Source organism: Aeromonas sp. sif2416, assembly GCF_019218665.1.
GTDB lineage: Bacteria > Pseudomonadota > Gammaproteobacteria > Enterobacterales > Aeromonadaceae > Aeromonas > Aeromonas encheleia.
Map to the genome: position 1 here is coordinate 190,280 of NZ_JAHUXC010000005.1, position 25,544 is coordinate 215,823.

Annotated in this window: 27 protein-coding genes; 10 read left to right on the plus strand and 17 right to left on the minus strand. The window is 64.0% G+C overall.

Going from position 1 to position 25,544, the window contains the following annotated elements; translation table 11 throughout:
• Positions 1 to 64 precede the first annotated feature (64 nt).
• Positions 65 to 754, minus strand: coding sequence for an LrgB family protein (locus KW821_RS11945; protein WP_042653111.1), 690 nt, complete (start codon positions 752 to 754; stop codon positions 65 to 67).
• Complete coding sequence (locus KW821_RS11950; protein ID WP_218291593.1) at positions 747 to 1,148, minus strand: CidA/LrgA family protein; 402 nt, start codon at positions 1,146 to 1,148, stop codon at positions 747 to 749. The genes KW821_RS11945 and KW821_RS11950 overlap by 8 nt, the downstream gene beginning before the upstream one ends.
• Before the next feature lie 124 nt (positions 1,149 to 1,272).
• On the opposite strand from KW821_RS11950, the gene KW821_RS11955 reads away from it, so the two are divergent.
• Positions 1,273 to 2,151, plus strand: a complete 879-nt coding sequence (locus KW821_RS11955; protein WP_218291594.1) for a LysR family transcriptional regulator — start codon at positions 1,273 to 1,275, stop codon at positions 2,149 to 2,151.
• A gap of 4 nt (positions 2,152 to 2,155) precedes the next feature.
• Here KW821_RS11955 and KW821_RS11960 read toward each other — a convergent pair whose 3' ends face one another.
• Positions 2,156 to 3,580, minus strand: coding sequence for a PLP-dependent aminotransferase family protein (locus KW821_RS11960; RefSeq protein WP_218291595.1), 1,425 nt, complete (start codon positions 3,578 to 3,580; stop codon positions 2,156 to 2,158).
• A 134-nt stretch (positions 3,581 to 3,714) separates the two neighbouring features.
• Here KW821_RS11960 and KW821_RS11965 point away from each other — a divergent pair, with 134 nt between their 5' ends.
• The 3 genes from KW821_RS11965 to KW821_RS11975 are packed head-to-tail and all read left to right on the plus strand — an operon-like array spanning position 3,715 to position 5,361.
• A complete protein-coding gene (locus KW821_RS11965) occupies positions 3,715 to 4,197 on the plus strand; it encodes an OsmC family protein (RefSeq protein WP_218291596.1) in 483 nt (160 codons plus the stop codon).
• Positions 4,194 to 4,631 (plus strand): rhodanese-like domain-containing protein, encoded by a 438-nt coding sequence (locus KW821_RS11970; protein ID WP_042653106.1) that lies wholly within the window; start codon positions 4,194 to 4,196, stop codon positions 4,629 to 4,631. Before KW821_RS11965 ends, KW821_RS11970 begins: the two co-directional genes overlap by 4 nt.
• Positions 4,621 to 5,361, plus strand: a complete 741-nt coding sequence (locus KW821_RS11975) for a GNAT family N-acetyltransferase (protein WP_371317608.1) — start codon at positions 4,621 to 4,623, stop codon at positions 5,359 to 5,361. The genes KW821_RS11970 and KW821_RS11975 overlap by 11 nt, the downstream gene beginning before the upstream one ends.
• A gap of 137 nt (positions 5,362 to 5,498) precedes the next feature.
• On the opposite strand, the gene ybaK is transcribed toward KW821_RS11975, so the two are convergent.
• The 4 genes from ybaK to argE form a co-directional block, all read right to left on the minus strand.
• Complete coding sequence (gene ybaK, locus KW821_RS11980) at positions 5,499 to 5,963, minus strand: Cys-tRNA(Pro) deacylase (protein ID WP_033128898.1); 465 nt, start codon at positions 5,961 to 5,963, stop codon at positions 5,499 to 5,501.
• Positions 5,964 to 6,152: 189 nt separating this feature from the next.
• Positions 6,153 to 6,653, minus strand: coding sequence for a GlsB/YeaQ/YmgE family stress response membrane protein (locus KW821_RS11985; protein WP_218291597.1), 501 nt, complete (start codon positions 6,651 to 6,653; stop codon positions 6,153 to 6,155).
• Between the two features lie 258 nt (positions 6,654 to 6,911).
• Complete coding sequence (ppc, locus tag KW821_RS11990) at positions 6,912 to 9,545, minus strand: phosphoenolpyruvate carboxylase (RefSeq protein ID WP_218291598.1); 2,634 nt, start codon at positions 9,543 to 9,545, stop codon at positions 6,912 to 6,914.
• Between the two features lie 215 nt (positions 9,546 to 9,760).
• Positions 9,761 to 10,906: an acetylornithine deacetylase gene (gene argE / locus KW821_RS11995; protein WP_218291599.1), complete on the minus strand. Its 1,146-nt coding sequence runs from the start codon at positions 10,904 to 10,906 to the stop codon at positions 9,761 to 9,763.
• A gap of 261 nt (positions 10,907 to 11,167) precedes the next feature.
• Here argE and argC point away from each other — a divergent pair, with 261 nt between their 5' ends.
• From argC to KW821_RS12025, 6 genes are all read left to right on the plus strand, one after another.
• Complete coding sequence (argC, locus tag KW821_RS12000) at positions 11,168 to 12,175, plus strand: N-acetyl-gamma-glutamyl-phosphate reductase (protein WP_218291600.1); 1,008 nt, start codon at positions 11,168 to 11,170, stop codon at positions 12,173 to 12,175.
• Positions 12,176 to 12,198: 23 nt separating this feature from the next.
• Positions 12,199 to 12,978, plus strand: a complete 780-nt coding sequence (argB, locus tag KW821_RS12005) for an acetylglutamate kinase (RefSeq protein WP_218291601.1) — start codon at positions 12,199 to 12,201, stop codon at positions 12,976 to 12,978.
• Between the two features lie 25 nt (positions 12,979 to 13,003).
• Positions 13,004 to 13,915 (plus strand): ornithine carbamoyltransferase, encoded by a 912-nt coding sequence (locus tag KW821_RS12010; RefSeq protein WP_218291602.1) that lies wholly within the window; start codon positions 13,004 to 13,006, stop codon positions 13,913 to 13,915.
• 55 nt (positions 13,916 to 13,970) lie between these two features.
• Positions 13,971 to 15,206 carry an argininosuccinate synthase gene (locus KW821_RS12015; RefSeq protein ID WP_218291603.1) on the plus strand — a complete coding sequence of 412 codons (1,236 nt, stop codon included), beginning with the start codon at positions 13,971 to 13,973 and terminating at the stop codon, positions 15,204 to 15,206.
• Positions 15,207 to 15,418: 212 nt separating this feature from the next.
• On the plus strand, positions 15,419 to 16,801 hold the full coding sequence (gene argH, locus KW821_RS12020; protein WP_218291604.1) for an argininosuccinate lyase: 1,383 nt from the start codon (positions 15,419 to 15,421) through the stop codon (positions 16,799 to 16,801).
• 145 nt (positions 16,802 to 16,946) lie between these two features.
• On the plus strand, positions 16,947 to 17,582 hold the full coding sequence (locus KW821_RS12025) for an FMN-binding negative transcriptional regulator (protein WP_218291605.1): 636 nt from the start codon (positions 16,947 to 16,949) through the stop codon (positions 17,580 to 17,582).
• A 146-nt stretch (positions 17,583 to 17,728) separates the two neighbouring features.
• Here KW821_RS12025 and KW821_RS12030 read toward each other — a convergent pair whose 3' ends face one another.
• From KW821_RS12030 to KW821_RS12080, 10 genes are all read right to left on the minus strand, one after another.
• Positions 17,729 to 18,190, minus strand: a complete 462-nt coding sequence (locus KW821_RS12030; protein ID WP_218291606.1) for a GNAT family N-acetyltransferase — start codon at positions 18,188 to 18,190, stop codon at positions 17,729 to 17,731.
• Between the two features lie 37 nt (positions 18,191 to 18,227).
• The gene (locus KW821_RS12035; protein WP_218291607.1) at positions 18,228 to 18,440 is read right to left on the minus strand and encodes a hypothetical protein; all 213 of its coding nucleotides are present in this window, start codon (positions 18,438 to 18,440) and stop codon (positions 18,228 to 18,230) included.
• Between the two features lie 102 nt (positions 18,441 to 18,542).
• Positions 18,543 to 18,884, minus strand: a complete 342-nt coding sequence (locus tag KW821_RS12040) for a DUF1294 domain-containing protein (protein ID WP_218291608.1) — start codon at positions 18,882 to 18,884, stop codon at positions 18,543 to 18,545.
• A 106-nt stretch (positions 18,885 to 18,990) separates the two neighbouring features.
• On the minus strand, positions 18,991 to 19,581 hold the full coding sequence (locus KW821_RS12050) for a sugar O-acetyltransferase (protein ID WP_218291609.1): 591 nt from the start codon (positions 19,579 to 19,581) through the stop codon (positions 18,991 to 18,993).
• 84 nt (positions 19,582 to 19,665) lie between these two features.
• Positions 19,666 to 20,916: an MgtC/SapB family protein gene (locus KW821_RS12055; RefSeq protein WP_218291610.1), complete on the minus strand. Its 1,251-nt coding sequence runs from the start codon at positions 20,914 to 20,916 to the stop codon at positions 19,666 to 19,668.
• Positions 20,917 to 21,132: 216 nt separating this feature from the next.
• Positions 21,133 to 21,969 carry a transporter substrate-binding domain-containing protein gene (locus tag KW821_RS12060; RefSeq protein WP_218291611.1) on the minus strand — a complete coding sequence of 279 codons (837 nt, stop codon included), beginning with the start codon at positions 21,967 to 21,969 and terminating at the stop codon, positions 21,133 to 21,135.
• Complete coding sequence (locus KW821_RS12065) at positions 21,966 to 22,727, minus strand: amino acid ABC transporter ATP-binding protein (RefSeq protein ID WP_218291612.1); 762 nt, start codon at positions 22,725 to 22,727, stop codon at positions 21,966 to 21,968. Before KW821_RS12065 ends, KW821_RS12060 begins: the two co-directional genes overlap by 4 nt.
• Positions 22,724 to 23,386: an amino acid ABC transporter permease gene (locus KW821_RS12070; RefSeq protein WP_042653313.1), complete on the minus strand. Its 663-nt coding sequence runs from the start codon at positions 23,384 to 23,386 to the stop codon at positions 22,724 to 22,726. The genes KW821_RS12065 and KW821_RS12070 overlap by 4 nt, the downstream gene beginning before the upstream one ends.
• 198 nt (positions 23,387 to 23,584) lie before the next feature.
• The gene (locus KW821_RS12075; protein WP_218291613.1) at positions 23,585 to 24,250 is read right to left on the minus strand and encodes an amino acid ABC transporter permease; all 666 of its coding nucleotides are present in this window, start codon (positions 24,248 to 24,250) and stop codon (positions 23,585 to 23,587) included.
• Positions 24,247 to 25,458: a threonine synthase gene (locus tag KW821_RS12080; RefSeq protein WP_218291614.1), complete on the minus strand. Its 1,212-nt coding sequence runs from the start codon at positions 25,456 to 25,458 to the stop codon at positions 24,247 to 24,249. The genes KW821_RS12075 and KW821_RS12080 overlap by 4 nt, the downstream gene beginning before the upstream one ends.
• Positions 25,459 to 25,544: the final 86 nt, after the last annotated feature.

Sequence of the window (25,544 nt, forward strand, 5' to 3'; positions counted from 1 at the left end):
TAGTCGATAAAACAAAGAAGAGGCGCCCCTGGGGCGCCTCTTCTCGTTGGGTGGTCGCAATGTATTACCAGAACACCTTGCCCAGCAGGGGGGCCAGCAGCACCGTCGCCATGCCGGCGATCATCATCACCATGCTGGAGACCACCCCCTCCTCGTTGCCCATCTGATAGGCCCTGGCGGTGCCCGCACCGTGGGCCGAAGCACCGAAGCCGGCCCCCTTGCCGAGGCGGCTGCGGATGGCGAGCACCGTCAGCACGCTCTCGCCGACCGCCATGCCGATCACCCCGGTCAGCACCACGAACAGGGCGGTGAGATCGGCATTGCCGCCGACCGAGCGGGTCGCCTCCACCGCGAAGGGGGTGGTGATGGATCTCATGGCCATGCTGCGCTGCAGCAGCTCTGAGAGGTGCAGCCAGCGTGCCAGCAGCACAGTGCTGCCCACCGCCATGAGCACTGAGGCGAGTACCCCCACCGACAGGGAGAGCCAGTGGCGGCGCATCAACTGGCGGTTCTCGTAGACCGGCACCGCGAAGGCGACGGTGGCCGGGCCCAGCAGCCACAGCAGCCAGTGCGACTCGGCCATGTAGTCCTGATAGGGGATGTGGAACAGCATCACCACCGCCACCAGCAGGGCCGGCGCCAGCAGCAGCGGCATCAGCGGCAGTATGCGCTTGCGGCCATAGAGCCACTTGCTGGCGTAGTAGAACAGCAGGGTGAGGGCGAAGCAGAGCAGGCCGAGCAGGGTATCAGACATGGCGGCGGCTCCGGCGGGCCAGCTTCAGCTCGAGTCGATAGACCCTATCCACCACCAGGGCTGTGGTGCCGAGCACCAGCACAGTGCTTATCACCAGCACCAGCATGATGCGCCACCCCTCCTGCAGCAGCAGATCCTGATAGTTGACCACGGCCACCACGGCGGGCACGAAGAACAGCAGCATCTCCGCCAGCAGCCAGCGGGCACCGGCGCTGAACCACTGCGCCTTGACCACCCCCAGCAGGATGCAGACCAGCAACAGCAACATGCCGGTGAGGTTGGCGGGCAGGGGCAGGTGGAAGGTGCGCACCGCGGTGTCGGCCAGCAGCCAGATGGCGGCCAGCAGGGCGATTTGGAAGGGGGTTTGTAGCCAGCGAAGGCAGAAGGCTTTCATGATGGGCGTCTTTTTGTGAACCTGGTCACAGTATAAGGGCGGGCCAAACCTGCAAAAAATGAATTTAAATTATGAAAAATATGCCAAATTGGCATTATTTAGCGAACCCTCCGACGAGCGTCCCATGGATATCCGAGCCCTGCGTTACTTTGTCGAACTGGTACGGGAGCAGAGCTTCACCCGCGCCTCCGAGAAGCTGTTTGTCACCCAGCCCACCATCAGCAAGATGATCCGCAACATGGAGCAGGAGCTGGGTCAGCCCCTGCTCAACCGGGAGGGGCACAGCTTCACCCTGACCGACAGCGGCCAGGTGCTGTTTGCCCGTGGCCAGCTGATCCTGGCCCAGATGCAGCAGCTGGAGGCGGAGCTCGCCGATCTGCAGAGCCTGCAGCACGGGCGCCTCGCGCTCGGCATCCCGCCCATGGTGGGCCACGTCTATGCGGATCTGATCCGCACCTACCGCAGTCGCTACCCCAGGGTGGAGCTCTCCATCGTCGAATATGGCGGCCGTCGCATCGAGCAGGCGGTGCTGGAGGGGGAGCTGGATCTCGCCATCACCATGTTGCCGACCAGGGAGGGGGGCGCCCTGAGCGCGCTGGAGCTGGATTGCTACCCGATCCAGGTGGTGCTGCCGGATCTGCCGCGCTGGCGCGAGCGCAACGAGATCAGGCTGGAGGATCTGCAGGAGGAGCCCTTCCTGCTCTACACCCAGGCCTTCACCCTGAGCGAGCGACTGGAGCAGGCCTGCCAGCAGGCGGGCTTCGTGCCCCAGGTGGCGGCGCGCAGCAGCCAGTGGGATTTTCTCACCGCCATGGTGCGCAGCGGCATGGGGGTCGCCTTCCTGCCCGAGCCCATCTGCCGGCGGCTGACCCCGGACGGGCTGGTGTTGCGCCCCCTGCTGCCGGAGCTGAGCTGGCGACTCGGGGTGATTTGGCCGAGCCGGCGCTACCTCTCCCGCACCGCCGAGGCCTGGCTGGCCCTGTGCCGCGAGAGCCACGGCTGAGCACTCAACTGCGCAGCAGGGCGCCCAGTTGGCGACATAGTCTGCGCAGGGTCTGGTTGTCGAGGCAGCCAAAGCCGAGCAGCCAGCCCTCCAGCCCGGGCTCGCCGAGGTAGAACTGGCCGAGGGGGCGCAGGCCCAGCCCCAGGGCGTTGGCGGCATCGGTCCAGCGGGCCTCGCCGCCCGGCGGCAGCAGCACGGCGCACTGCAGCCCGGCGCCGCTGTGAATGGGGGTGAGCAGGGGGCAGTGCTCGGCCAGTTCGCTCAGCAGCAGATCCCGCCGACTCTGGTAGAGCAGGCGACTCTGGCGCAGGTGGGTGGCGAAGTGGCCGGCGCGGATGAAGTCTGCGGTGACCGCCTGCTGCAGCTGGTTGCTGTGACCGTCGAAGGCGGCGCGGGCCCGGCTGAAGGCCTCCATCAGGGGGCGCGGCAGCACCAGGTAGGCGAGGCGCAAGGAACCAAACAGCACCTTGCTGAAGGTGCCAACATAGAGGACCCGCCCCTGACCATCCAGCCCCTGCAGGGCGGGCAGCGGGCGCTGATCGTACTGATATTCCCCATCGTAATCATCTTCCAAAATCCAGGCCCCGTGCCGCTCGGCCTCGGCCAGCAACGCCATCCGCCGCGGCAGGCTCATGGGCACGCCGAGGGGATACTGATGGGCCGGGGTGCAGTAGATGAGCCTTGGCCGCGGATGTTCCCCCGCCGGGTTGAGACCCTCCTCGTCCACCGGCACCGGATGGACGCGGGCGCCGGCACTCTCCAGCGCGGTGCGCGCACCCGGGTAGCCGGGATCTTCCACCCAGACGCTGTCGCCGGCATCGATGAGCAGCTGGGTCGCCAGCAAGATGCCCTGCTGGGAGCTGGTGAGGATCAGGATCTGATCCGGCTCGCACACCACCCCCCGCGACTGCACCAGATAGCTGCTGATGGCGGCGCGAAGTGGAGCCAAGCCCTGTGGATCCCCGTAGTTCATCCAGTCGCTGGCGCGCTGGCGCCACTGTTGCTGCATCAGCCGCCCCCAGAGCGCCTGGGGGAAGAGGCGCGGATCCGGCTGGCTGGAGGCGAAGGAGTCACCCACCTGGGGCGCGTTGTGGCAGGCCCCGCCTGCCGCCATCTCCTGGCCGCGGCGCGACAGCCCCGCCGCCGACTGGGGCGGCCTGGGGGCGGGGCGCACCGCCGCCAGGGCGACGAAGCTGCCAGCCCCCACCCTGCGCACCAGATAGCCCTCCGCCTCCAGCCGGCCGTAGGCAAGCTCCACAGTGCTGCGGGAGACGCCGAGATCCCGCGCCAGCATGCGGCTGGCGGGCAGCCGGCTGTGCTGGGGCAGGTGACCGGCCAGGATGGCTTCCCGCAGGGTACGCACCAGCTGCTCATGCAGTGGCAGATCGTTCTGTTGCTGGTCGGCAAACAGGGTGGGCAGGGCGGTCATGAGGGCCTCCGGGTGGGGCACTGTGCCCGCAAAATTGGTCTGCCTATATTGGCAAAATTGGTCGGCGTGGCAAGGCCATTATGACGCTACATTGAGGGTCAGAGAATGGAGTGCAACCACCACAAGGAGTCGGGATGTCAGAGTTCAGTGCCCTCATCAGCTGGCAGCGGGAGGCCGGCGAGGCCTTCGTCGATCAGCGTTACAGTCGGGCCCATGAGTGGGAGTTTGACGGCGGCGTCAGGGTGCCCGCCTCCTCCTCCCCCCATGTGGTGCCCTTGCCCTTCTCGGTGGCGGAGAACGTCGATCCGGAGGAGGCTTTCGTCGCCTCGCTCTCCAGCTGCCACATGCTGACCTTCCTCTGGCTGGCGGCCAGGGAGCGCTATCTGGTGGATAGTTATCGGGATCAGGCCTGGGGGCTCATGGAGCCGGACGAGCGGGGCCGCCAGTCGATCACCAGGGTCACCCTGCGCCCCAGGGTGCAGTTTGGCGGGGAGCGCCAGCCTGGCCTGGCCGAGCTGGAGCGACTGCACCATCAGGCCCACGAGCAGTGTTTCATCGCCAACTCGGTGAGAACCGAGATCACCACCGAAGTCGCGCTATATCAGGAGTCCGTATGAGTCATGTATTGAGCACCGGGGTGGCCAGCCCGCAGGAGGCCAGCGCCTTCTTCGAGGCCCAGCTGGCGTTTCGCACCGATCCGGCCGATCTCGCCGTCGATCTGCTGGCCGGTGAGCCCGGCATCGTCGTCATCGACACCCGCTCCTTCGATCACTATGGGAAGGGCCATATCCCGGGGGCCATCTCCTTCCCCCACAGCACCATGAGTCCTGCCACCACGGCCGGGCTGGCGCGAGACAAGGTCTATGTCTGTTACTGCGACGGCATCGGCTGCAACGGCTCGACCCAGGGGGCTTATAAGCTGGCGGCGCTGGGCTTTCGGGTCAAGGAGCTGATCGGTGGCCTGCACTGGTGGCGGCAGGACGGCTTCGCCGTCGCCACCGGCGGCGAGGCCGGTGTGTTGCAAGAGGGGGGGATCGCCTGTGGCTGCTAATCGAGTGACGACTCAAATCACCAATGAATTCAATCAACCCCTGGGGGCCGAGGTGGCTGATTGGGCGGGCGCCGAGTTTCCCCCCAAGGTGATCATGAGCGGCTGGGGCTGCCGGCTGGAGCCGCTGGACCCTGAGAGCCACTGCGCCTCGCTCTGGCAGGCGTTCGGCGCCGATGATGGGGCCATGTGGACCTATCTCACCAGCGGCCCCTTCGAGGATGAGGCGGCCATGCTGGCCTGGCTGCAAGGGGCCGCCGCCAAGGCCGATCCCCAGTTCTATGCGATCAAGGATGAGGCGAGCGGCAGGGCGCTAGGGCTCGCCAGCTACCTGCGCATCGATCCCGCCGCGGGCAGCATAGAGGTGGGCTGGCTGCACTTCTCGCCGGCCATGCAGCGCACCCGCCTCTCTACCGCGGCCATGGCGCTGATGATGGCCAATGCCTTCGCGCTCGGCTACCGCCGCTACGAGTGGAAGTGCAACGATTTCAACTGGCCCTCGCGCCAGGCGGCGCTGCGGCTTGGTTTCAGCTACGAGGGGACCTTCCGTCAGGCGCGGGTGGACAAGGGCCGCAATAGGGATACCGCCTGGTTCTCGGTGATCGATGGGGAATGGCCCGCCCTGCAAGGCTGCTTCGAGCGCTGGCTGGCGGATGACAACTTCGATGGGGCAGGGCACCAGCGGCTGCGGCTCTCGGATCTGACCGCCGCCTGCCACCCCGAGGGGGAGTGACGCGGGCAGCGGGTTGTCGGGTCGCCATATCCTAGGTCCGATGACGTGACTCGAACCCGCCGATCGACAAAACGAAAGAGGCCCCGGATGCGGGGCCTCTTCTATGCACGCTACTGCTTAGTCATGGTGCTCGTCCCTTAGTGTTCACCGATGGGCGCGGCGATCCACTTCAGAAGGCGAAGCATGTCTTGCGGCGCCACCCCGACCGAGAGGCCGCGCTTGCCGCCGCTCACCAGGATCTCGTCAAACGCCATGGCGGAGTCGTCCAGCACTGTGGGCAGCAACTTCTTCTGGGCCAGCGGGCTGATGCCCCCCACCTTGTAACCGGTCAGCTTCTCGGCCTCCGCCGGCTTCATCATCTCCACCTTCTTCAGCCCCGCCGCCTTGGCGAGCTGCTTCAGGCTGCACAGGCCCGATGACGGTACTATGGCCACCACCGCCTGCTTGTCGTGGTGGGCGATCAGGGTCTTGAACACCTGGGCCTCCGGCAGGCCGAGCTGAGTCGCGGCATGCTTGCCGAAGTCGTCGTGGGCCTCGCACTCGTAGGGGTAGAGCTTATGGGGGATCTTGAGCTTCTTCAGCAGATTGATAGCGGGGGTCATAAGGATTCCTTGAGCCTGAGCAAGGCCAAATAGTCTGCTCCCAGAAGCGTGGGGGCGCAAGACTAGGGGAACTTTCGTAGCTGTCAGTGCTTGAGTCTCTGTATTCAAGGGTTTCCTCGCGAACGTTTGATTACGCTGTGCTAATTGAACCTACGATCCTAAGCGATAACACCAATGCAGTATTGGTCATTATGGTTGGCTTGCACCATCTATAATAATATCAAGTGATAATCCATAGAACGACTCTGTACGGACCTCCTTATGCCAAATATCTTTAAAAGGATGACGACGAAGGTACCATAGCATTCCACGACACCAAGAACGCCAAGCATCCAGATGAATATATCCCTCTTTGTAAAATAGGTATTCTTCTGCACAGAGGTTGAAATAATCAATTATTAGAGCTTGTTCATCAGGTGTTAATGAGTCTTTCTTTTCAAGAAGGCTGGCCAAATGCTTATTCATACTATCGTAGCGCTTATTGAACTCAGTGAATAAGTTATGGAATAGTTGAGTTTCAGCAAGTTTTTGCTGTTGCACAAAATAATAGAATCCTATTACACCAGCAATTATCGCTCCGACTAGCCCAACACGGTCATTGCCACCATATATGAAAGCAATACAGGATGCTATGCTGCCGATTAAGAGACCTATCCACCAATAGTGTTTGAAAATTAAATGTCGATTCATGATTGAAAATTCTTGGTATATTAATGTGATTGTTATTGATCCGCTCATACTATATTAAAATCTACTTGATGGGTATGTTTGTATAAAATTGACTCAGGATTACGGGGTCTGATTTTGACATGCTCGATTACGCTGCGCTAATCGAACCTACAGAGAGGGAGAGGGCTGACATCCGGCGAGGCAATGCGTGGAAATTAAAAGGGCACCAATATGATGGCGCCCTTTTTACTCAGGAAGGGGAGCTTGGTAGCCTGCCTGTCAACCCGTGTTGCGCATGCCCGCCGCAATACCGGCGATGGTGACCATCAGCGCCTGATCCAGCTCGGGGTGCAGGATCTCGGCGTGGTTGCGCGAGCGGCCAAGCAGTTCGACCTGCAGCACGTTGAGGGGATCCGTGTAGGGGTTGCGCAGCTTGATGGACTCCTTGATCCAGGGCTGGTCGTCGAGCAGGTCGCCCTGCGGGCGCAGCTCCAGCACCACCTGGATGGAGTCGGAGAGCTCCTGACGCAGCTGCTTGCCGAGGGTCCACAGCTCCTGCGGCACCAGACGGGTGTCGTAGTACTCCGCCAGCCAGAGGTCGGCCTTGAGGAACACCATCTCCAGCATCTCGAGGCGGGTGCGGAAGAAGGGCCACTGGCGGCTCATCTCGTCCAGCACGCTCTTGTGGCCGTCATCTATGGCCTGCTGCAGCCCCTTGTGGGCGCCGAGCCAGGCCGGCAGCATCAGCCGGTTCTGGGTCCAGGCGAAGATCCAGGGGATGGCGCGCAGGCTCTCGACGCCGCCGTTGGGCTTGCGCTTGGCGGGACGGGAGCCGAGCGGCAGCTTGCCGAGCTCCATCTCCGGGGTGGCGGCACGGAAGTAGGGCACGAAGTCAGGATGACCGCGCACTATGGAGCGATAGTGCTCGCAGGAGGCCTCGGCCACCTGTTCGATCACGGCGCGCCAGCTCTCTTTCGGCTTCGGCGGTGGCAGCAGGTTCCCTTCCAGCACGGCGCTGGTGTAGAGATTCAGGCTGTGGATGGCGACCTTGGGCAGGCCGAACTTGAAGCGGATCATCTCGCCCTGTTCGGTCACGCGCAGGCCACCGCGCAGGGATCCCGGCGGTTGGGACAGGATCGCCTGATGGGCGGGGGCGCCGCCACGACCGACGGTGCCACCACGGCCGTGGAACAGGGTGAGGCGCAGGTTGTTGGCCTCGGCCAGTGCCACCAGGGACTCCATGGCGGCGTACTGGGCCCAGCCGGCGGCCATCATGCCCGCGTCCTTGGCGGAATCCGAGTAGCCGATCATCACGTACTGACGGCCCTGGATGTAACCGCGATACCAGTCCACCGACAGCAGGCGCTCCATCACGGCGGTGCCCGCCATCAGGTCTTCCTGGGTCTCGAACAGCGGCGCCACCGGCATGCGGAACTTGCAACCGGCTTCCTTCAGCAGCAGTTGCACCGCCAGCACGTCGGAGGGGGCGCCGGCCATGGAGATGATGTAGATGCCGAACGCATCGGGGTCGTGCTCGGCGATGACCCGACAGGTGTCTATGGTCTCGCGGGTCTCGGCGCTCGGCTCCCAGTCGGTCGGGATCAGCGGGCGGCGGGAGTTCAGCTCATTGAGCAGGAAGGCCTGCTTGTCGTCTTCGCTCCACTCGGCGTAGTCGCCCATGCCGAGGTAACGGGTCAGCTCGGAGAAGACCTGGCCGTGGCGCTCGCCGTCCTGACGGATGTCGAGCTTGACCAGATGGATGCCGAAGCAGGCCAGCTTGCGCAGCACGTCCAGCAGCATGCCGTCGGCGATGTTGCCCATGCCGCAGGCATGCAGGGAGTGGTAGCAGAGCTCCAGCGGCTCGCGCAGCTGGGCCGTGGTCCTGACCAGATCCCGGCTCTCGCTGACCTGACCCTGCACCTTGGCGGTGAGGAACTCCTGGGTCTCGCGCAGTTGTTCGCGCAGCTCGCGCACCAGAGCGCGGTAGGGCTCGGGGTGATCGCCCACTTGCTCGCGCAGGGCGTCGGTGCAGTCGGACATGGAGAGCTCGGAGGTGAGCTCCTTGATGTCTTTGTAGAACAGGTTCACCGCCATCCAGCGGCCCAGCTCCAGCACCTCGGCGGTCACCTTGGCGGTGACGAAGGGGTTGCCGTCACGGTCGCCGCCCATCCAGGAGGTGAACTTGACCGGCGCGGCATCCAGCGGCAGTCGCACGCCGAGGTGCTGCTGCAGACGCTCGTCCAGGGTGCGCATGAATTCGGGAATGGCGGGCCAGAGGCTGTTTTCCACCACGGCGAAGCCCCACTTGGCCTCGTCCACCGGGGTCGGGCGCTGTTCGCGGATCTCGTTGGTGTGCCAGGCCTGATTGACCAGCTGTTCGATGCGATTGAGGATCTTGTCCCGCTCGCGGGGCAGCAGATCGGACAGTTCCAGTGCTTCCAGGCAGTCGTTGAGCTGCACGTGCTTGTGGATCAGGGTGCGACGGGTCACCTCGGTCGGGTGGGCGGTCAGCACCAGATCGATGTCCAGCTCGCGCACGGCCTGGATGATGGCCTCCTGCGACAGGTTGGAGGCCTTGAGCTTGGCAAACATCTGCTCCAGCGGATCCGGGGTGCTTTCCTGCTCTTCGCTGCGGCGGGAGATGGTGTGGAACTGTTCCGCCACGTTGGCCAGATTGAGGAACTGGCTGAAGGCACGGGCTACCGGCAGCAGCTCGTCATCGGAGAGGGTGCGCAGGGTCTCGAGCAGCGACTCACGGTCTGCCTCGTTGCCCTTGCGGGAGGATTTGGCCAGTTGACGAATGGTCTCGATCTTGTCGAGGAAGGCCTGTCCCTGATGATCCTTGATGGACTTGCCCAGCAGTTGGCCCAGCATGCCTACGTTGGCGCGTAGCGCGGCGTACTTTTCGTTCATTCCACATCCTTATTTTGTTGGTGCCTCCTTACCTTCCGGGGTGAGAGGCAGCCTCACTTATTGTTGTGCGATTACAACATATGCTCCGTCATCTTAGGGGGACAATCTACTCGGATTGTCTGCGCAAGGTCAAATAACAGGCCGATTCAGAACATGTATTTCCCTCACCTGTCCCTGGGCGCCATGTCATGTAACTTACTTACATTCCCCTCGATTCAGAGGCAGAAACGCCGGATCAGGTGCTGCAGCACCGCCGTGGTCGGCTTGACGAACGACAGATCCAGATACTCGTCCGGTTGGTGCGCCTGGGCGATATGACCGGGTCCCATCACTATTGTCTGGCATCCCAACTGCTGGATAAAGGGGGCTTCGGTGCAATAGTTCACGGATTCGGCGGTGCGGCCGCTGGCCAGCTCCGCCTCACGCACCAGTACGGAATTGTCGTCGCAGGCGTAGGCGGGGATAGGTTCGTGCAGGTGTTGCAGGTGCAGGCAGCCAGGCTGGTGCACCTCTATGGGGGCGAGCGCCTCCTTGAGCATGCCCATCAGCTCGTCCGGCCCCACCAGCGGGGTGGGCCTCATGTCGATGTGCAGCTCGCAACAGCCACAGATGCGGTTAGGGCTGTCTCCACCATGTATGTAGCCCAGATTGAGGGTCGGTTGCGGTACTGCGAACCGGTAGTCGGCATAGGTCTCTTCCAAGCGCAGTTGCAGGCGCAACACCCGGCCCATGGCCTGGTGCATGATCTCCAGCGCGTTGACCCCGTTGGCGGGATCCGAGCTGTGGCCGCTCTTGCCCGTGATGCGGATCGCTTCGGACATGTGTCCCTTGTGGGCCACCACCGGCACCAGCCCGGTCGGCTCGCCGATCACCGCGTAGTCCGGCTTGAGCTCGGCCGCCGCGGCGATGGCGCGGGCGCCCGCCATGGTGGTCTCCTCGTCGGCGGTGGCCAAGATGCGCAGCGGCTTGCTGAGGGTGGTCAGGTCGATCTCTTTCAGCGCCTCGACGATGAAGGCGAAGAAGCCCTTCATGTCGATGGTGCCGAGCCCATACAGGCGGTTGCCCTCCTCGGTCACCTTGAAGGGATCCTTGCTCCAGCCCCCCTCATCGAAGGGCACCGTATCGGTGTGGCCCGCCAGCAGCAGGCCCCCTTCCCCCTGGCCATAGGTCGCCACCAGGTTGAACTTGCCGGGCAGCTCCGGCAGCGCCGTCACCTCGCAGTGGAAGCCGAGCTGGCCGAACCAGTCGGCCAGCAGCCGGATCACCGCCTCGTTGCTCTGATCCCAGCGGGGATCCGTGCTGCTGATAGAGGGAATCGCAATAATATTCTTATAAAGTGAAAAAAAATCCAGATTGGCCATCAGCTGCTCCTTGCGTCCCCGGAATGTTTCTGTTAGAAAATACAAATGCAAAGTGAGTGCATGAATATTCTTTTCGAGTACTCATCGACAAGGCTTCTAGTTGTAAGGGAAAGTTAATGTTCTGTCACCTGATCTATAACCGACGACACACACCCGCCTGATTTGCCCCTCCGCACTCGTTGCATCAAAGGGGCGATAGCTCACCCCTTGCACCGCAGCACCATGCTGTGAACTTCGAACTCAGACTTGGAATATTCAACAATGCTTAACACCGTTATCGTCGGTGCCAGTGGCTACGCGGGAGCCGAACTGGCCGCACTGGTCCAGAACCATCCACAACTCAAGCTGTTCGGCCTCTATGTGTCGGCCGGCAGCCAGGATGCGCACAAGCGTTTCTCTTCCCTCCATCCCCAGTGGGTCGGTGAGCTGGATCAGCCGCTGCTGCCGCTGGACGATGACGGCATGACCCGGATCCTGACCCAGGCCGACTTGGTGCTGCTGGCCACCGCCCACGAGGTGAGTGCCGAGCTGGCGCCCAAGTTCCTGGCCAAGGGGCTGCCGGTGTTCGATCTCTCCGGCGCCTTCCGGGTCAGGGATCAGCAGTTCTACGCCTCCTTCTACGGCTTCACCCACCAGAGCGAGCAGTGGCTGGATCAGGCCGCCTACGGTCTGGCTGAGTGGAATGCCGATGCCATCAAAGCCGCCCAGCTGATTGCGGTGCCCGGTTGCTACCCGACCGCCTCCCTGTGCGCCCTCAAGCCGCTGCAGCAGGCTGGCCTCATCGCCAAGGGGTGGCAGCCCATCATCAATGCGGTGTCCGGGGTCTCCGGGGCCGGTCGCAAGGCTGCCATCAGCACCAGCTTCTGCGAGGTGAGCCTGAATCCTTACGGCACCTTCAATCACAGACACCAGCCGGAGATCAGCCACCACCTGGGCAAGGAGGTGCTGTTCCAGCCCCACCTCGGCAATTATGTGCGCGGCATTCTGGCCACCATCTATGTGCAGCTGGCGGACGGCGTGACGGCGACCCAGGTGGATCAGGCCTTCCTCAAGGCCTACGAGGGCAAGCCGCTGGTGCGTCTCACCGGCCAGATGCCCTCCATCCGCGGCGTGGCGAGCACCCCCTATTGCGACATCGCCTGGCAGCAGCAGGGCAACATGCTGGTGGTGGTTTCCGCCATCGACAACCTGCTCAAGGGCGCCGCCTCCCAGGCCATCCAGTGCATAAATATCAAGTTTGGTTTTGAACCGGCCACCGGCCTGATTTAACGCTTTAAGGAAGGATCGAGAAGATGGACAAGCAGACGCTGGTAATCAAGTTAGGTGGGGCGCTGATCGAGAATGACGAGGCGCTGATCGCCCTGTTCGCCACCCTCAAAAGCTTCTTGGATGAGCAGCACCGCCCCCTGGTGCTGGTGCACGGCGGCGGCTGCCTGGTGGACGACCTGCTCAAGGGCCTGGGGCTGACTTCCAGCAAGAAGAACGGCCTGCGGGTCACCCCCTTCGAGCAGATCCCCTTCATCGCCGGCGCCCTGGCGGGGACCGCCAACAAGATGATGATGGCCAAGGCCCTTGCCACCGGCATCCCGGCGGTGGGGCTCTGTCTGGCCGATGGCGGCCTGTGCCAGGTGACCCAGCTCGACCCGGATCTCGGCGCCGTGGGTGATTGCCAGCCGGGCAACCCGGCGCTGGTGCAGGGCATCCTCGGTCAGGGCTTCCTGCCGGTGGTGAGCTCCATCGGCATCACCGCCGAGGGCCAGCTGATGAACGTCAACGCGGATCAGGCGGCCACCGCCATCGCCGAGGCGCTCGGTGCCGATCTGGTGATGCTGTCGGACGTGAGCGGCATCCTGGATGGCAAGGGCAAGCTGGTGCCGCAGCTGAACAAGGCGACCGCGCTGGATCTGATGGAGAAGGGGGTGATCAGCGACGGCATGGCGGTCAAGGTGAAGGCCGCGCTGCACGCCGCCGAGACCCTGGGCAAGCCGGTCTGCGTCGCCAGCTGGCGCTACCAGGATCAACTGCTCAAGCTGCTGGCCGGCGGTGCGGTCGGCACCCAAGTCACCCTCTAACCCTGGCCGGAAAAAGGAACATCCGATGCAACATCTTCTGAAAGATAGCGATCTGAGCAAGGCTCAGATCGAGGCGCTGATCGCGCTGGGCAAGGCGGTCAAGGCGGATCCGAAAAAGTACGGTCAGGCGCTGGCGGGCAAGAGCGTGGTCACCCTGTTCGAGAAACCCTCCCTGCGCACCCGCGTTACCTTCGACATCGGCATCGCCCGCCTCGGCGGCCACAGCGTCTATCTGGATCAACAGAACGGCGCGCTCGGCAAGCGCGAATCGGTGAAGGACTTCGCCGCCAACCTGTCGCGCTGGTGTGATGCCATCGTCGCCCGGGTGTTCGATCACCAGACCCTGGTCGAACTGGCCGAACATGGCACAGTGCCGGTGGTGAACAGCCTGTGCAACCTCTACCACCCCTGCCAGGGGCTGGCGGACTTCATGACCATCAGCGAGCAGTATGCGGATCTGTCGAAGGTGAAGCTCGCCTACCTCGGCGATGGCAACAACGTCAGCCACTCCCTGCTGCTGCTGGGGGCCACCCTGGGCACCGACGTGACCCTGGTCTGCCCCAAGGGCCACGGCCCTGATACCCAGATCTTCCTGCAGGCCCAGGCGCTGGCGGCCCAGTCCGGTTCGCACATCCACATCAGCGATGACGTGGGCGCCATCGAAGGCTTTGATGTGGTTTACACCGATACCTGGGTTTCCATGGGTGACAGCACACCAATGGAGCAGGTAAAAGATATCTTCATGCCTTATCAGATCAACCAGGCCCTGCTCGACCGCACCGGCATCCAGCATGTGCTGCATTGCCAGCCGGCGCACCGGGAGCTGGAGATCACCTCGGAGGTCATGGACGGACCAGCCTCCCTCATCATGGATGAGGCAGAAAACCGTATGCATATCCAGAATGCTGTGCTGCTGACCCTGCTGGGTCACAAGTAAGCCGGCGACCGACCCTGAATCAAACACCTTATCGAATCATCATGGAGAGAAGTAAATGAGCGGAATCAACAAGATCGTACTGGCTTACTCGGGCGGACTGGATACCTCGGCCATCATTCCCTGGCTGAAAGAGAACTACGATGCGGAGATCATCGCCTTCGTCGCCGACGTCGGTCAGGAGCGTGACGATCTGGACGGGATCGAGCAGAAAGCCATCGCCTCCGGTGCCACCAAGTGCATCGTCAAAGACTTGCGCGAAGAGTTCGTCAAAGAGTACGTCTACCCGACCCTGAAGACCGGCGCCGTCTACGAAGGTACTTACCTGCTGGGCACCTCCATGGCCCGTCCCATCATCGCCAAGGCGATGGTGGAAGCGGCCCTGGCGGAAGGCGCCGACGCCATCTCCCACGGCTGTACCGGCAAGGGCAACGATCAGGTGCGTTTCGAAGGCGCCGTGGCGGCCCTGGCCCCGCAACTGAAGGTGATCGCCCCCTGGCGTCTGTGGGACATGCGCTCCCGGGAAGATCTGCTGGCCTATCTGGAAGCCCGCGACATCCCCTGCAAGGCGACCCTGAAGAAGATCTACAGCCGTGATGCCAACGCCTGGCACATCTCCACCGAGGGTGGCGAGCTGGAGAGCACCTGGAACGAGCCGTCCGAAGCGGTCTGGCAGTGGACTGTGCCGGCCGAGCAGGCACCGAACGAGCCGGAGTACGTCAAGCTGACCGTGGCTCAGGGTGAAGTGGTTGCCGTTGACGACCAGCCGCTGACCCCGCACCAGATCCTGATGACCCTGAACGAGCGTGCCGGCAAGCACGGCGTGGGCCGCATCGACATCACCGAGAACCGCATGGTGGGCATGAAGTCCCGTGGCTGCTACGAGACCCCGGGTGGCACCGTCATGGTCGCCGCGCTGCGCGCCGTGGAAGAGCTGGTGCTGGACAGACCGACTCGCGCCTGGCGCGAGAAGCTGGGTGCCGAATTCTCCCACCTGGTCTATGACGGTCGCTGGTTCACTCCGCTGTGCAAGGCCATTGTCGCCTCCGCCAACGCCATCGCCGAGGATCTCGACGGTGAAGTGGTGCTGAAGATGTACAAGGGCCAGGTCAGCGCGGTGCAGAAGAAGTCGCCGAACAGCCTCTACTCCGAAGACTTCGCCACCTTCGGCGCCGACGAGGTGTACGACCAGAGCCACGCCGAAGGCTTCATCCGTCTCTACACCCTGGCCAGCCGGATCCGTGCCATGAAGGAGCAACAGCAGGCGATCGGTGGTGATCACACCCACGGTTGAGCCCTGGCTTGACTCGCTGATACCGGTGAGGGGGCTTTGCCCCCTCGTTTATAAGCGGCGGCTTGGCCCCTCACTTATAACTGGCGGGTTGTGATGACAGCGGCAGCGCCTCGGCCGCGTCTGTGAGATAACAGGTTCGTAGATAAACAAGGCCAGATTTCAAGTTCGGCAGGCGCAAAGGCGCCGCCGGCAACGCATTCAAGGAGAGCAGTATGGCACTTTGGGGTGGACGCTTCAGTCAGGGAGCCGATAGCAGGTTCAAGCAGTTCAACGATTCGCTGCGGTTCGATTACCGGCTGGCGGAGCAGGATATCCAGGGCTCCATGGCCTGGGCCAAGGCGCTGGTGAAAGTGGGCATCTTGACCGCCGATGAGCAGGCGCAGTTGCAGCAGGCGATGGAGGTGCTGCTCGCCTCGGTGCAGCAGGATCCCCAGCAGATCCTGAGCTCGGATGCCGAAGACATCCACTCCTGGGTCGAGGGCAAGCTCATCGATGCCGTCGGCACCCTGGGCAAGAAGTTGCACACCGGCCGCTCGCGCAACGATCAGGTCGCCACCGATCTCAAGCTCTGGTGCAAGGCGCAGGGTGAGCTGCTGCTCGGCTCCATCACCGCCCTGCAACAGGGGCTGGTGGCCTCAGCGCGTGCCAACCAGGCCGCGGTGCTGCCCGGTTACACCCACCTGCAGCGGGCCCAGCCGGTCACCTTCGCCCACTGGGCGCTGGCCTATGTGGAGATGCTGGAGCGGGATCACTCCCGTCTGCAGGATGCACTGAAACGGCTCGACACCAGCCCGCTCGGCTGTGGCGCCCTGGCCGGCACCGCCTACGCCATCGACCGCGAGGCGCTGGCGCTGGACATGGGCTTCGCCGGCGCGACCCGCAACAGCCTGGATTCGGTCTCCGATCGGGATCACGTGGTGGAGCTGATGCACGTGGCGTCGCTCTCCATGGCCCATCTGTCGCGCTTCGCCGAGGATCTCATCTTCTACAACACTGGCGAGGCGGGCTTCGTCGAGCTGTCCGATGCGGTCACCTCCGGCTCTTCCCTGATGCCGCAGAAGAAAAACCCCGACGCGCTTGAGCTGATCCGTGGCAAGACCGGTCGGGTGGTGGGCGCCCAGATGGGCATGCTGATGAGCCTCAAGGCGCTGCCGCTGGCCTACAACAAGGACATGCAGGAAGACAAAGAGGGGCTGTTCGACGCCCTCGACACCTGGCACGACTGCCTCGACATGGCGGCGCTGGTGCTGATCGACTTGAAGGTGAACGTCGAGCGCACCAAGGCGGCGGCCCAGGGCGGCTATGCCAACGCCACCGAGCTGGCGGACTATCTGGTGGCCAAGGGGATCCCGTTCCGCGAGGCGCACCATATCGTCGGTGAGGTGGTGGTCCACGCCATAGCGGTGAAGAAGCCGCTGGAGGAGCTCTCTCTCGGCGAGTTCCAGCGCTTCAGTCCCGTGGTCGGCGAGGATGTCTATCCGAACCTGGAGCTGGAAGCGACCCTGGCCAAGCGGGTCGCCAAGGGCGGCGTCGCCCGCGAGCTGGTGGATGCGGCCCTCGGCGCCGCCGAAGCCTGGTTGGCCAAGCGCAGCTGACGGCAGACCTGGATGAGATAGAGAGGGCCCAGGCCCTCTTTTTTATTCCTCGTTGGGCTATCGCGCGTCGCCTTCGAACGGGTGAGAATGGGCATCCAGCCTGGTGCCCTTGCACGGAAGCACCACCACAGCACAAGGAGCCTGCATGTACCTGCCATCCCATTTCGCCGCCGCCGATCCCGAGGCGCTGCATCAGCTTGTTCGAGCCCATCCGCTGGGGGCCCTGGTCACCCATGGCGAGCAGGGGCTGGATGCCAATCACCTGCCGTTCGAGTTCGATGCCGGGGAGGGGGAACATGGCATCTTGCGCGCCCATGTGGCGCGCAACAACCCGCTCTGGCAGGAGGTGAAGGAGGGGGACGAGGTGCTGGTGATCTTCAAGGCGGTCGACGGCTACGTCTCCCCCAGCTGGTATCCGAGCAAGCAGGCACATCACCAGCAGGTGCCGACCTGGAACTATGCCGTAGTCCATGCCCACGGCCGTATCCGGGTGCGCGACGATGCCCGCTTCGTGCGCCGCCTGCTGGCGAGCCTGACCCGGGTCCATGAGGCCGCCGAGCCCGCGCCCTGGAAGATGGCGGATGCACCGAGAGACTATATCGAGGCCATGGTGCAGGCCGTGGTGGGCATAGAGATCGAGGTCAGCCAGCTGGTGGGCAAGTTCAAGCTGAGTCAGAACAAGGAAGAGGGGGACCGGCTGGGGGCCGTCGATGCTTTGCAGGCCAAGGGCCAGACGGCGCTGGCAGCGGCGATGCAACAGTCACCACTCTCGCCGCGATAGCGATAAATTCCACTATGTGGAGAGATAGCAAAACGGCAACCCATGGGTTGCCGTTGTTGATGGTGTGTCCGTTCAGAGCATCATTGGCCAGGTGGCTGGCGCCATAGCTTCCATTCCGCGACCAGCTATGGGGCTGGCTGCCTGGACTACAATTTCTTGCGCATCAATGCATTGGGGATTATGACGCTGCGTCGGACTGGATACCTTCTCTCCTCCACATGAAAGCCATGCAGTGCGAAGAAGGGTTCCGCCGTCTTGCTCACATCAGCCGTCAGTTCGCCAATACCCAATAACCTGGCCTCTTCATGAAGGCACATCATCAAGCGGGTGCCGACCCCTTGTCGTGCATGAGAGCCAGACACGAAAAAGTGGTCGATATAGCCATTGGGCTGAACGTCAGCATACCCGGCGATGTCACCATCAATTTCAGCGAAAAAGGGGTGTAATGTCCTGATATGGCCAGCCCACAGCGTCGGGGAAATATCCTCGGGCGCCCATGCCTGAATTTGCTCCGCTGTGTAGTCTGCCGATGCAACTTCATGCACTGCCGATAAAAAAACCTTAAATAACGCGGCTTCATCCCCGATGTTGAATCGTCGGATTTTCATTGTTTCCTCTCTGGATAACGGAGACTGGGTGCCCGGCTCAAAGCTCCCTGAACGGCTTGAGCTTCTCCTGCTCCAACACGATGGCCTCCAGGTTGGCGACCCGCTCCTGTAGCTGCTTGATGACGAGATCCTGCTTGCCGAGGCGATCCGTGATGCGGGCATCCCCCAGCTGGTAGCGGGCGCGTTTGCCGAGATAGCCGAACAGCACGCTGATAAAGACGATCAGGACTATGCCTGTCCACAGGGTCATAAGTGCCTCCTTGCGCTGAGCGGGATAACCCGCTGGCCTTGTTGTCTCATAGCGATCCCTTGGCGGCAATGCCCGCGCGGGCATTGCCGGGGGGCTGCCCGCTCAGATCCCCTGCCAGAGTGGCCGGCCGACCCAGAGCCCCCACAGGGTCAGGTGCAGCAGCACGATAAACCAGAACACCAGCCGGTAACTGCCCTTCTGGGTCTTGTGGCGCAGCCAGTGACGGGCCACCAGGGCGCCGGGCCAGCCGCCGAGCAGCTCCAGCAGGTGCAGGCGGGATTCCGGGATGCGCCAGCCGCCACGGATGGCCTGGCGCTTGTCGTGGGCGTAGGCGAGCGCGGTGAGCAGGCTCATGGTGGTGACCAGGGCCAGCGGCCACCAGTTGGCCCCCTCAATGCCGAGCCAGGCGGTCCAGATCAGGGGCAGCAGGGCCAGCAGCATCATGACAGCAGCGCCGGATCCCGGCTCTCATCCGGGTTGAGGGTGCGGATCACTCGCGCCGGGCTGCCCACGGCCAGGGAGCCGGGTGGGGGGATGTCGCTCGGTCGGTTCATTGGATGGCCTCCGGATCCCTTGGCTCGTCCTGGCTCAGGGTGCGGATGACCCTGGCCGGGTTACCCACGGCCAGCGAATCCGCGGGGATGTCGCGAGTCACCACGGCGCCGGCCCCTATGATGGAGCGTGGCCCTATGGTGACGCCGGGGCAGATGATGGCGCCGCCCCCGATCCAGCAGTCATCGCCGATGTGGACCGGCTTGTTGTAGGCGGTCCAGTTGCGGCGGTCCAGGTGGTTCATGCTGTGGGTGGCGGTGTAAATCTGCACGTTCGGGGCCAGCAGCACGTTGTTGCCGATGTGCACCTCGCCGACGTCCAGTATGGTGACGTTGAAGTTGAAGAAGGTCTTCTCGCCCAGATGAATGTTGCGGCCGAACTCGCAGATGAAGGGGGAGCTTATCCAGCAGGAGCTCGGGCACTGGCCGAACAGCTCGCCGCACAGGCGCTGGCGCGTCTCATGATCCCCCGCCGGGGTGGCGTTGAGGCTGGCCAGCAGGGCCTGGCCGCGAATGCGGTCGTTCGCTATCTCCTCGCTCTGGCTGTCCAGGGCGCCACCCGCCAGTACCTTGTCCCAATCGCTTGCCATGCTCGTCTCTCCTCCTGTGCCAAGAGGCGCCAGTATACCCCTGTTGGCGGGGTCCGTCAGGAGCCCTTGGCCGGGTTCGGCCGCTCAGAGCAGGGGCAGGATCAGCAGCGCCGAGACCAGGTAGGGCAGCATGACCCGCATCCCCAGCCGGCGCCCCCCTATCACCAGGGCCAGCAGCCCCTTCACCAGGGAGTTGACCAGGCCGGCCAGCAGGATGCCTCTAGCCGCCACCTCCAGCGCCAGATCCTTGTGGGCGAGCTGGGAGAGGGAGAGCGTGATGGCGTCCACGTCGGTGATGCCGGAGACCAGCGCGAGCAGATAGACCCCGGAGTCGCCCACCCTGCTCTGCAGCAGTGTGGCCATGAAGCCGATCAGCGCCAGCAGCAGGCCGAACTTGATGGCGGTCGCGAGATCCAGCGGATTGCTGGTTTCCGGCTGCACCGGGCTGTCGCTCATCTCCTCGCGCTGGCGCCAGAACCAGAAGGCGAAGGCGTAGACGGTGGCGGCCAGCAGCAGCAGGGGGAGGGCGAGGCGCAGCGCCAGCTCGTTGTGGATCAGCAGCACCAGCACCAGCAAGCGCAGCCACATGGTGGCACCGGCCAGCAGTATGCCGGTGGCCAGCAGCCGCTCCAGCCCGGGCTGCGCCTTGTTGAGGCGGGCAAACTGCAGGGTGAGAGCGGTGGAGGAGGCGAGCCCCGCCAGCATGCTGGTGAGCACCAGTCCGGCGCGGGTGCCGAGCAGGCGCACCGCGAAGTGGCCCGAGAAGGAGATGCCGGCGATCACCACCACCATCAGCCAGATCTTGAAGGGGTTGAAGGCGTTGAGGGGGCCCATCTCGACGTCGGGCAGCACCGGCAGCAGCACCAGGGAGATGAGCAGGAAGCGCAGGGTGGCGTGGAACTCGGCCTCGCTCAGGAACAGCATGCCCTGCTGGATCTTGCCCTTGAGCCCCATCAGCAGCGCCGCCAGCACGGCGCAGGCCACCGCCTCGCGCGGGCTGAGCAGCACCGACATCAGCCCCAGCAGGTAGGTGAGCACCATGGCCACCGAGCTGGTGAGGCCAAACTCCCCCTGCCAGCGCTGGGCCAGCCAGACCGAGAGGCCGCAGCCTGCCACCACCGCCAGCAGGCCGAGCAGCGGCAGCCAGGGGCCGAGGCCCGGCAGCAGCAGGGCGCAGACACCGCCGAGCAGGCCGATGAGGCCGTAGGTTCGCATCCCGGCGATGCGCTGGTTGTCCCCCAGCTGGCGCACCTGCCAGCCACGCTCCAGCCCGATGATGAGGCCGATGGCCAGTGACACCAGGGCGCCGTAGACGGGTTCGGCCTCGATCCACATGCTGCTCTCCTCTCATTGCTGTCCATGTCAGGATGGCACAGGCCACGCCGGTGCAGGGGGAGCCGGCTCACAGAGCGGGCGCGCGGGTCGCCGCTTTCCCACAGGCAAAAAAAGGCGCCACCCGAGGGGGACGCCTGAAAACCAAACCTTGCGGTTTGCGGACCAACGGAACCTGGACTCCACACACTTCACACTCAGCACTTCCTCATGGCAGGCTTAGCCCTGCCACTTGCCTCCTTCCACTATCACGTCGTTGGGATTTGTGTCGGCGCTCAACTTGTCGCGCACATACTGGTCGTAGAGTTTGAGCAGGTACTTCTCTTCCCCCAGCTTGGCGAGGCGCTCGTTGACCCAGTCACGCAGCTCGACATTGCCCTTCTTCACCGCCGGTGCTATGGGGTCTTCCGAGCCCAGCTTCTGGGGCAGCACCCGGTAGCCGGGGTTTTCCTTGGCCCAGCTGAACAACACCAGATTGTCCTGGGCGTAGGCATCGCCCCGGCCCTGGGCCAGGGCCTGCAGGGATTCGCTGTTCTTCTCGAACTTGAGCAGCTTCCAGTCCGGGTGATTGCGAGTCAGCCAGATGTCGGCGGTGGTGCCGGTGGTGACGATCAGGGTCTTGCTCGCCAGATCGTCCAGCCCCTTGGCCGGGCTCCCTTCAGGTACCAGCACCTGCACCGCGACCCGCAGGTTCGGGTTGGTGAAGTCCACCACCTCGCGCCGCTCCGGGGTCACCGTCATGTTGGCGAGGATCAGATCCACCTTGTCGCTCTGCAGGAAGGGGATGCGGCTGGCGGGCTCGACCGCCACGAACTCGATCTTGTTCTCGTCTCCCAGCAGATCCTTGGCGAAACGGCGGCCGAGATCGGTATCGAAGCCCACGTAGCGCCCCTGCTCATCCACGTAGCCGAAGGGCGGCTTGTCGGTGAAGACGCCGACGATCAGCTTGTCCCGCGCCTTGATCTTGTCGAGGGAACCGTCCGCCGCCTGGGCGGCGCCGCTGGCGATACCCAGCCCGATCAGGGCGCTCATTAGCACCGAGGTGATTTTTTTCATGCTGACTCCTTTCGTTTGATGACAGTTGTATAAGAAAACTTGGCGAGGAACTGGCGCGCACGCGGGCTCCTGGGGTTGTCGAAGAACTGGCGGGGAGGGGCCTGCTCCAGGATCTGGCCCTCCTCCATGAAGAGGATGCGATCCGCCACCGCCCGGGCGAACGCCAGCTCGTGGGTGACGATGAGCAGGGTCATGCCGCTACCGGCGAGATCCCGGATCACCTCCAGCACCTCCTGCACCATCTCGGGATCGAGGGCGGCGGTGACCTCGTCAAACAGCATCACCTGGGGGTTCATGCACAGGGCCCGCACTATGGCGATGCGCTGCTGCTGACCGCCGGAGAGCTCGCGCGGATAGGCGTGGCGCCGCTGCCACAGGCCGATGCGGGTCAACAGCTGCTCCGCCTGCAGCAGGGCCTCCTCCCGCTCCCGTTGCTGCACCTGGATGGGCCCGAGCAACACGTTCTCCAGCACCGTCAGGTTGGGGAAGAGGTGATAGCTCTGGAACACCATGCCGATGCGCTGGCGCACTCGCTGCCAGTCGGTGCTTGCGTCCAGCCGCTGGCCGTCGAAGCGGATCTCGCCACCCTGGATGGGCTCGAGCCCGTTGAGGGTGCGCAGCAGGGTGCTCTTGCCGCAGCCGCTCGGCCCCAGGATGACGATCACCTCCCCGGCGGCCACCCTGAGGCTGACCCTGTCCAGCACCAGCTGCTGGCCAAATTGTTTGCTGACAGAACTCAGTTCAAGCAGAGGCGTCATACCGCATTACCCCATTTTTGTTCCAGCCGGCGGGAGGCCAGCGAGAGCGGATAGCAGACCGATAAGAAGAACAGAAACAGCAGGCCGTAGATGAGCAGCGAGGCGTAGGTGCGCTCGATGATCTGCTGGCCCACCTTGATCACCTCCACCACCCCGATCAGCACCGCCAGCGAGCTGGTCTTGATGATGCGGGTATGGATGTTGATGGTCGGCGGCGTCAGCCGCTGCAGCGCCTGGGGCAGCAGCACATGGCGATAGAGCTGCCAGCGGGAGAGCCCGAGCGCCAGCCCGGCCTCCTGCTGACCACGGGCCAAGGATCCCAGCCCGCCGCGCACCACTTCCCCCACCTCGCTGGCGCCCCAGAGGGAGAGCACCAGCACGGCGCACCAGAAGGCCGGGATGTCGAGGCCGAAGACGATGGGCAGCCCGAAGAAGAAGAGATAGAGCCACACCAGCACCGGCACCACCCGAAACAGCTCGAGATACAGCCGCAATACACCCTGGGTCAGTTTGCCCCCTTGCTGCGCCAGCACGCCGTAACCCAGGCCGCCGAGGGTGGCAAACAGGATGGCGAGCAATGAGATGGCGAGGGTCTGGCCCGCGCCCACTGCCATCAGGGGCAAGGCCTGGCCCAGCAACTCAGAAACCGGAGTGGCCATCATGATCCCTCCTTCCCAATACGTGCGGTGACGGCAGCGGCAGAAAGATCCGTGCCCACATCGGGATCCGCGCCTGCATCAGCGACTCAGTGACCGAACTGACCATATTGAACCCTCCTTTCCCATGCGTGCAGGGTGGACGATGGCAAGGGCAGAAAGATCAGTGTCCATATCGGGATCCGCGCCTGCATCAGCGACTCAGTGACCGAACTGACCATGTTGCAGCCTCCTCTCCAACACACGCAGAGCGAGGGACAGCGGCAGGAAGATCAGCACGCACATCAGGGTCAGCACCGCCAGCATCTCGTAGGTCTTGTAGTAGAGGGCGATGTAGTTCTTGGTGGTGTAGAGCAGCTCCGGCACCGCCACCGCCGAGGCCACGGTCGTCTCTTTCAGCAGGAAGATGAAGTTTGCAAACAGCGCCGGCAGGCTGGCGAGCCAGGCCTGGGGCAGTTGCACGTGGCGCAGCAGCTGCCAGCGGGAGAGGCCGATGGCCTGGCCTGCCTCCAGCTGGCCCTGAGGCACCGCCTGCACCCCGGCCCGCAGCGCCTCGGTCAGGTAGCCGCCGCCGAGGAAGGTCATGGCGATCACCGCGGTGGCGAAACCGGACAGCGACAGGCCGAGCGCCGGCAGCCCGAAGTAGAGGAAGAACAGCTGGATCAGCAGCGGCGTGTTGCGGGCCAGCTCCACATAGGTGCGGATCACCCTGTTCAGCCAGGGCCTGTGCAGGCTCAGCAGCGTCACATTGAGCAGAGCCACCGCGAGCGAGGTGAGGATCACCAGGACCCCGAGCTGCAGGGTGACCCAGACCGATGTGCCGAAGGCCGGCAGGGTGCCGAGGATGAAGGCCCAGTCGAAGGTCATGCGGGGATCCTCCCGTCGGAGCGCAGCCGCTGGGGCAGCACAGTGATGGCGTCCGGGTACTTGATGCCGGCGCCGGTGTTGAGCACCACCACCCGCTCGCCCCCCTGGATCCAGCCCGCCTCGCGCAACTGGCGGGCGGCGGCGAAGGCGGCCGCCCCTTCCGGGCAGACGAAGCTGCCCTCCTGGGAGGCGAGCTGGCGGATCTCCGCCTGGATGGCTCTGTCGTCCACCGCGATGGCGCAGCCCTGGGTGCGATAGAGGGCGTCCAGCACCAGAAAATCCCCCAGCGCCTTGGGCACATTGATGCCGAAGGCCAGGGTCTGGGAGTCGGGCCAGAAGCTCGACTCGCTGGCCCCCTGCTGCCAGGCCTGGACTATGGGGGCGCAGCCGCTCGCCTGCACCGCCACCAGCCTGGGCAGGTCACCCTTGACCCAGCCCAGCTCCTGCAATTCCCGCAGCGCCTTGTAGATGCCGATGAGGCCGACCCCGCCGCCGGTGGGGTAGAGGATCACGTCCGGCAGCGTCCAGCCGAGCTGCTCGGCGATCTCCAGCCCCATGGTCTTCTTGCCCTCGATGCGGTAGGGCTCCTTCAGGGTGGAGGCGTCGAACAGGGACTGCTCCGCCACCGCCTGGGCCACCTGACGGCCGGCATCGCTGATGAGGCCGTCCACCAGGTAGAGGCGGGCCCCGGCCAGCGACGTCTCCAGGCGGGTGATGGCGGGGGCCGCCTGGGGCATGACTATGGTGCTGCGCAGGCCGGCGCGGGCGCCGTAGAGCGCCCAGGCCGCGCCGGCATTGCCGTTGGTGGGCATGGCGAAATGGGTGACGCCGAGCTCCCGGGCGCGGGAGACGCCGACCGCGGCGCCGCGGGCCTTGAAGGAGCCGGTGGGGATGATGCTCTCATCCTTCATCCAGAGATCCGGGATGCCGATCTGCTTGCCCAGGGTGGGCAGCGGCAGCAGCGGGGTGAGCCCTTCCCCCAGGGTCACCACCTGGGCGGGGTCGCGCACCGGCAGCAGCTCGTGATAGCGCCACAGGCTGGCGGGGCGCCCCAGCAGGGCGGCCGGATGCCAGGCCTTCTTCAGGGCCTCGAGATCGTAGCTGGCCAGCAGCGGTGCCCCCACCCGGCTCAGTTGCTGGGGCTGGTCGGCATCAAAGATCTCGCCGGTCTTGCTGCAGCGCAGATGTGAGAGATAGCTGTATGGCATGGGTTATCCTGAGCGGGTCGCAGTGGTCGGTCGGTGATGCCATCCTGTGACCCAAGTGCCGGATAACGAACAAAATAAAGCGGCTA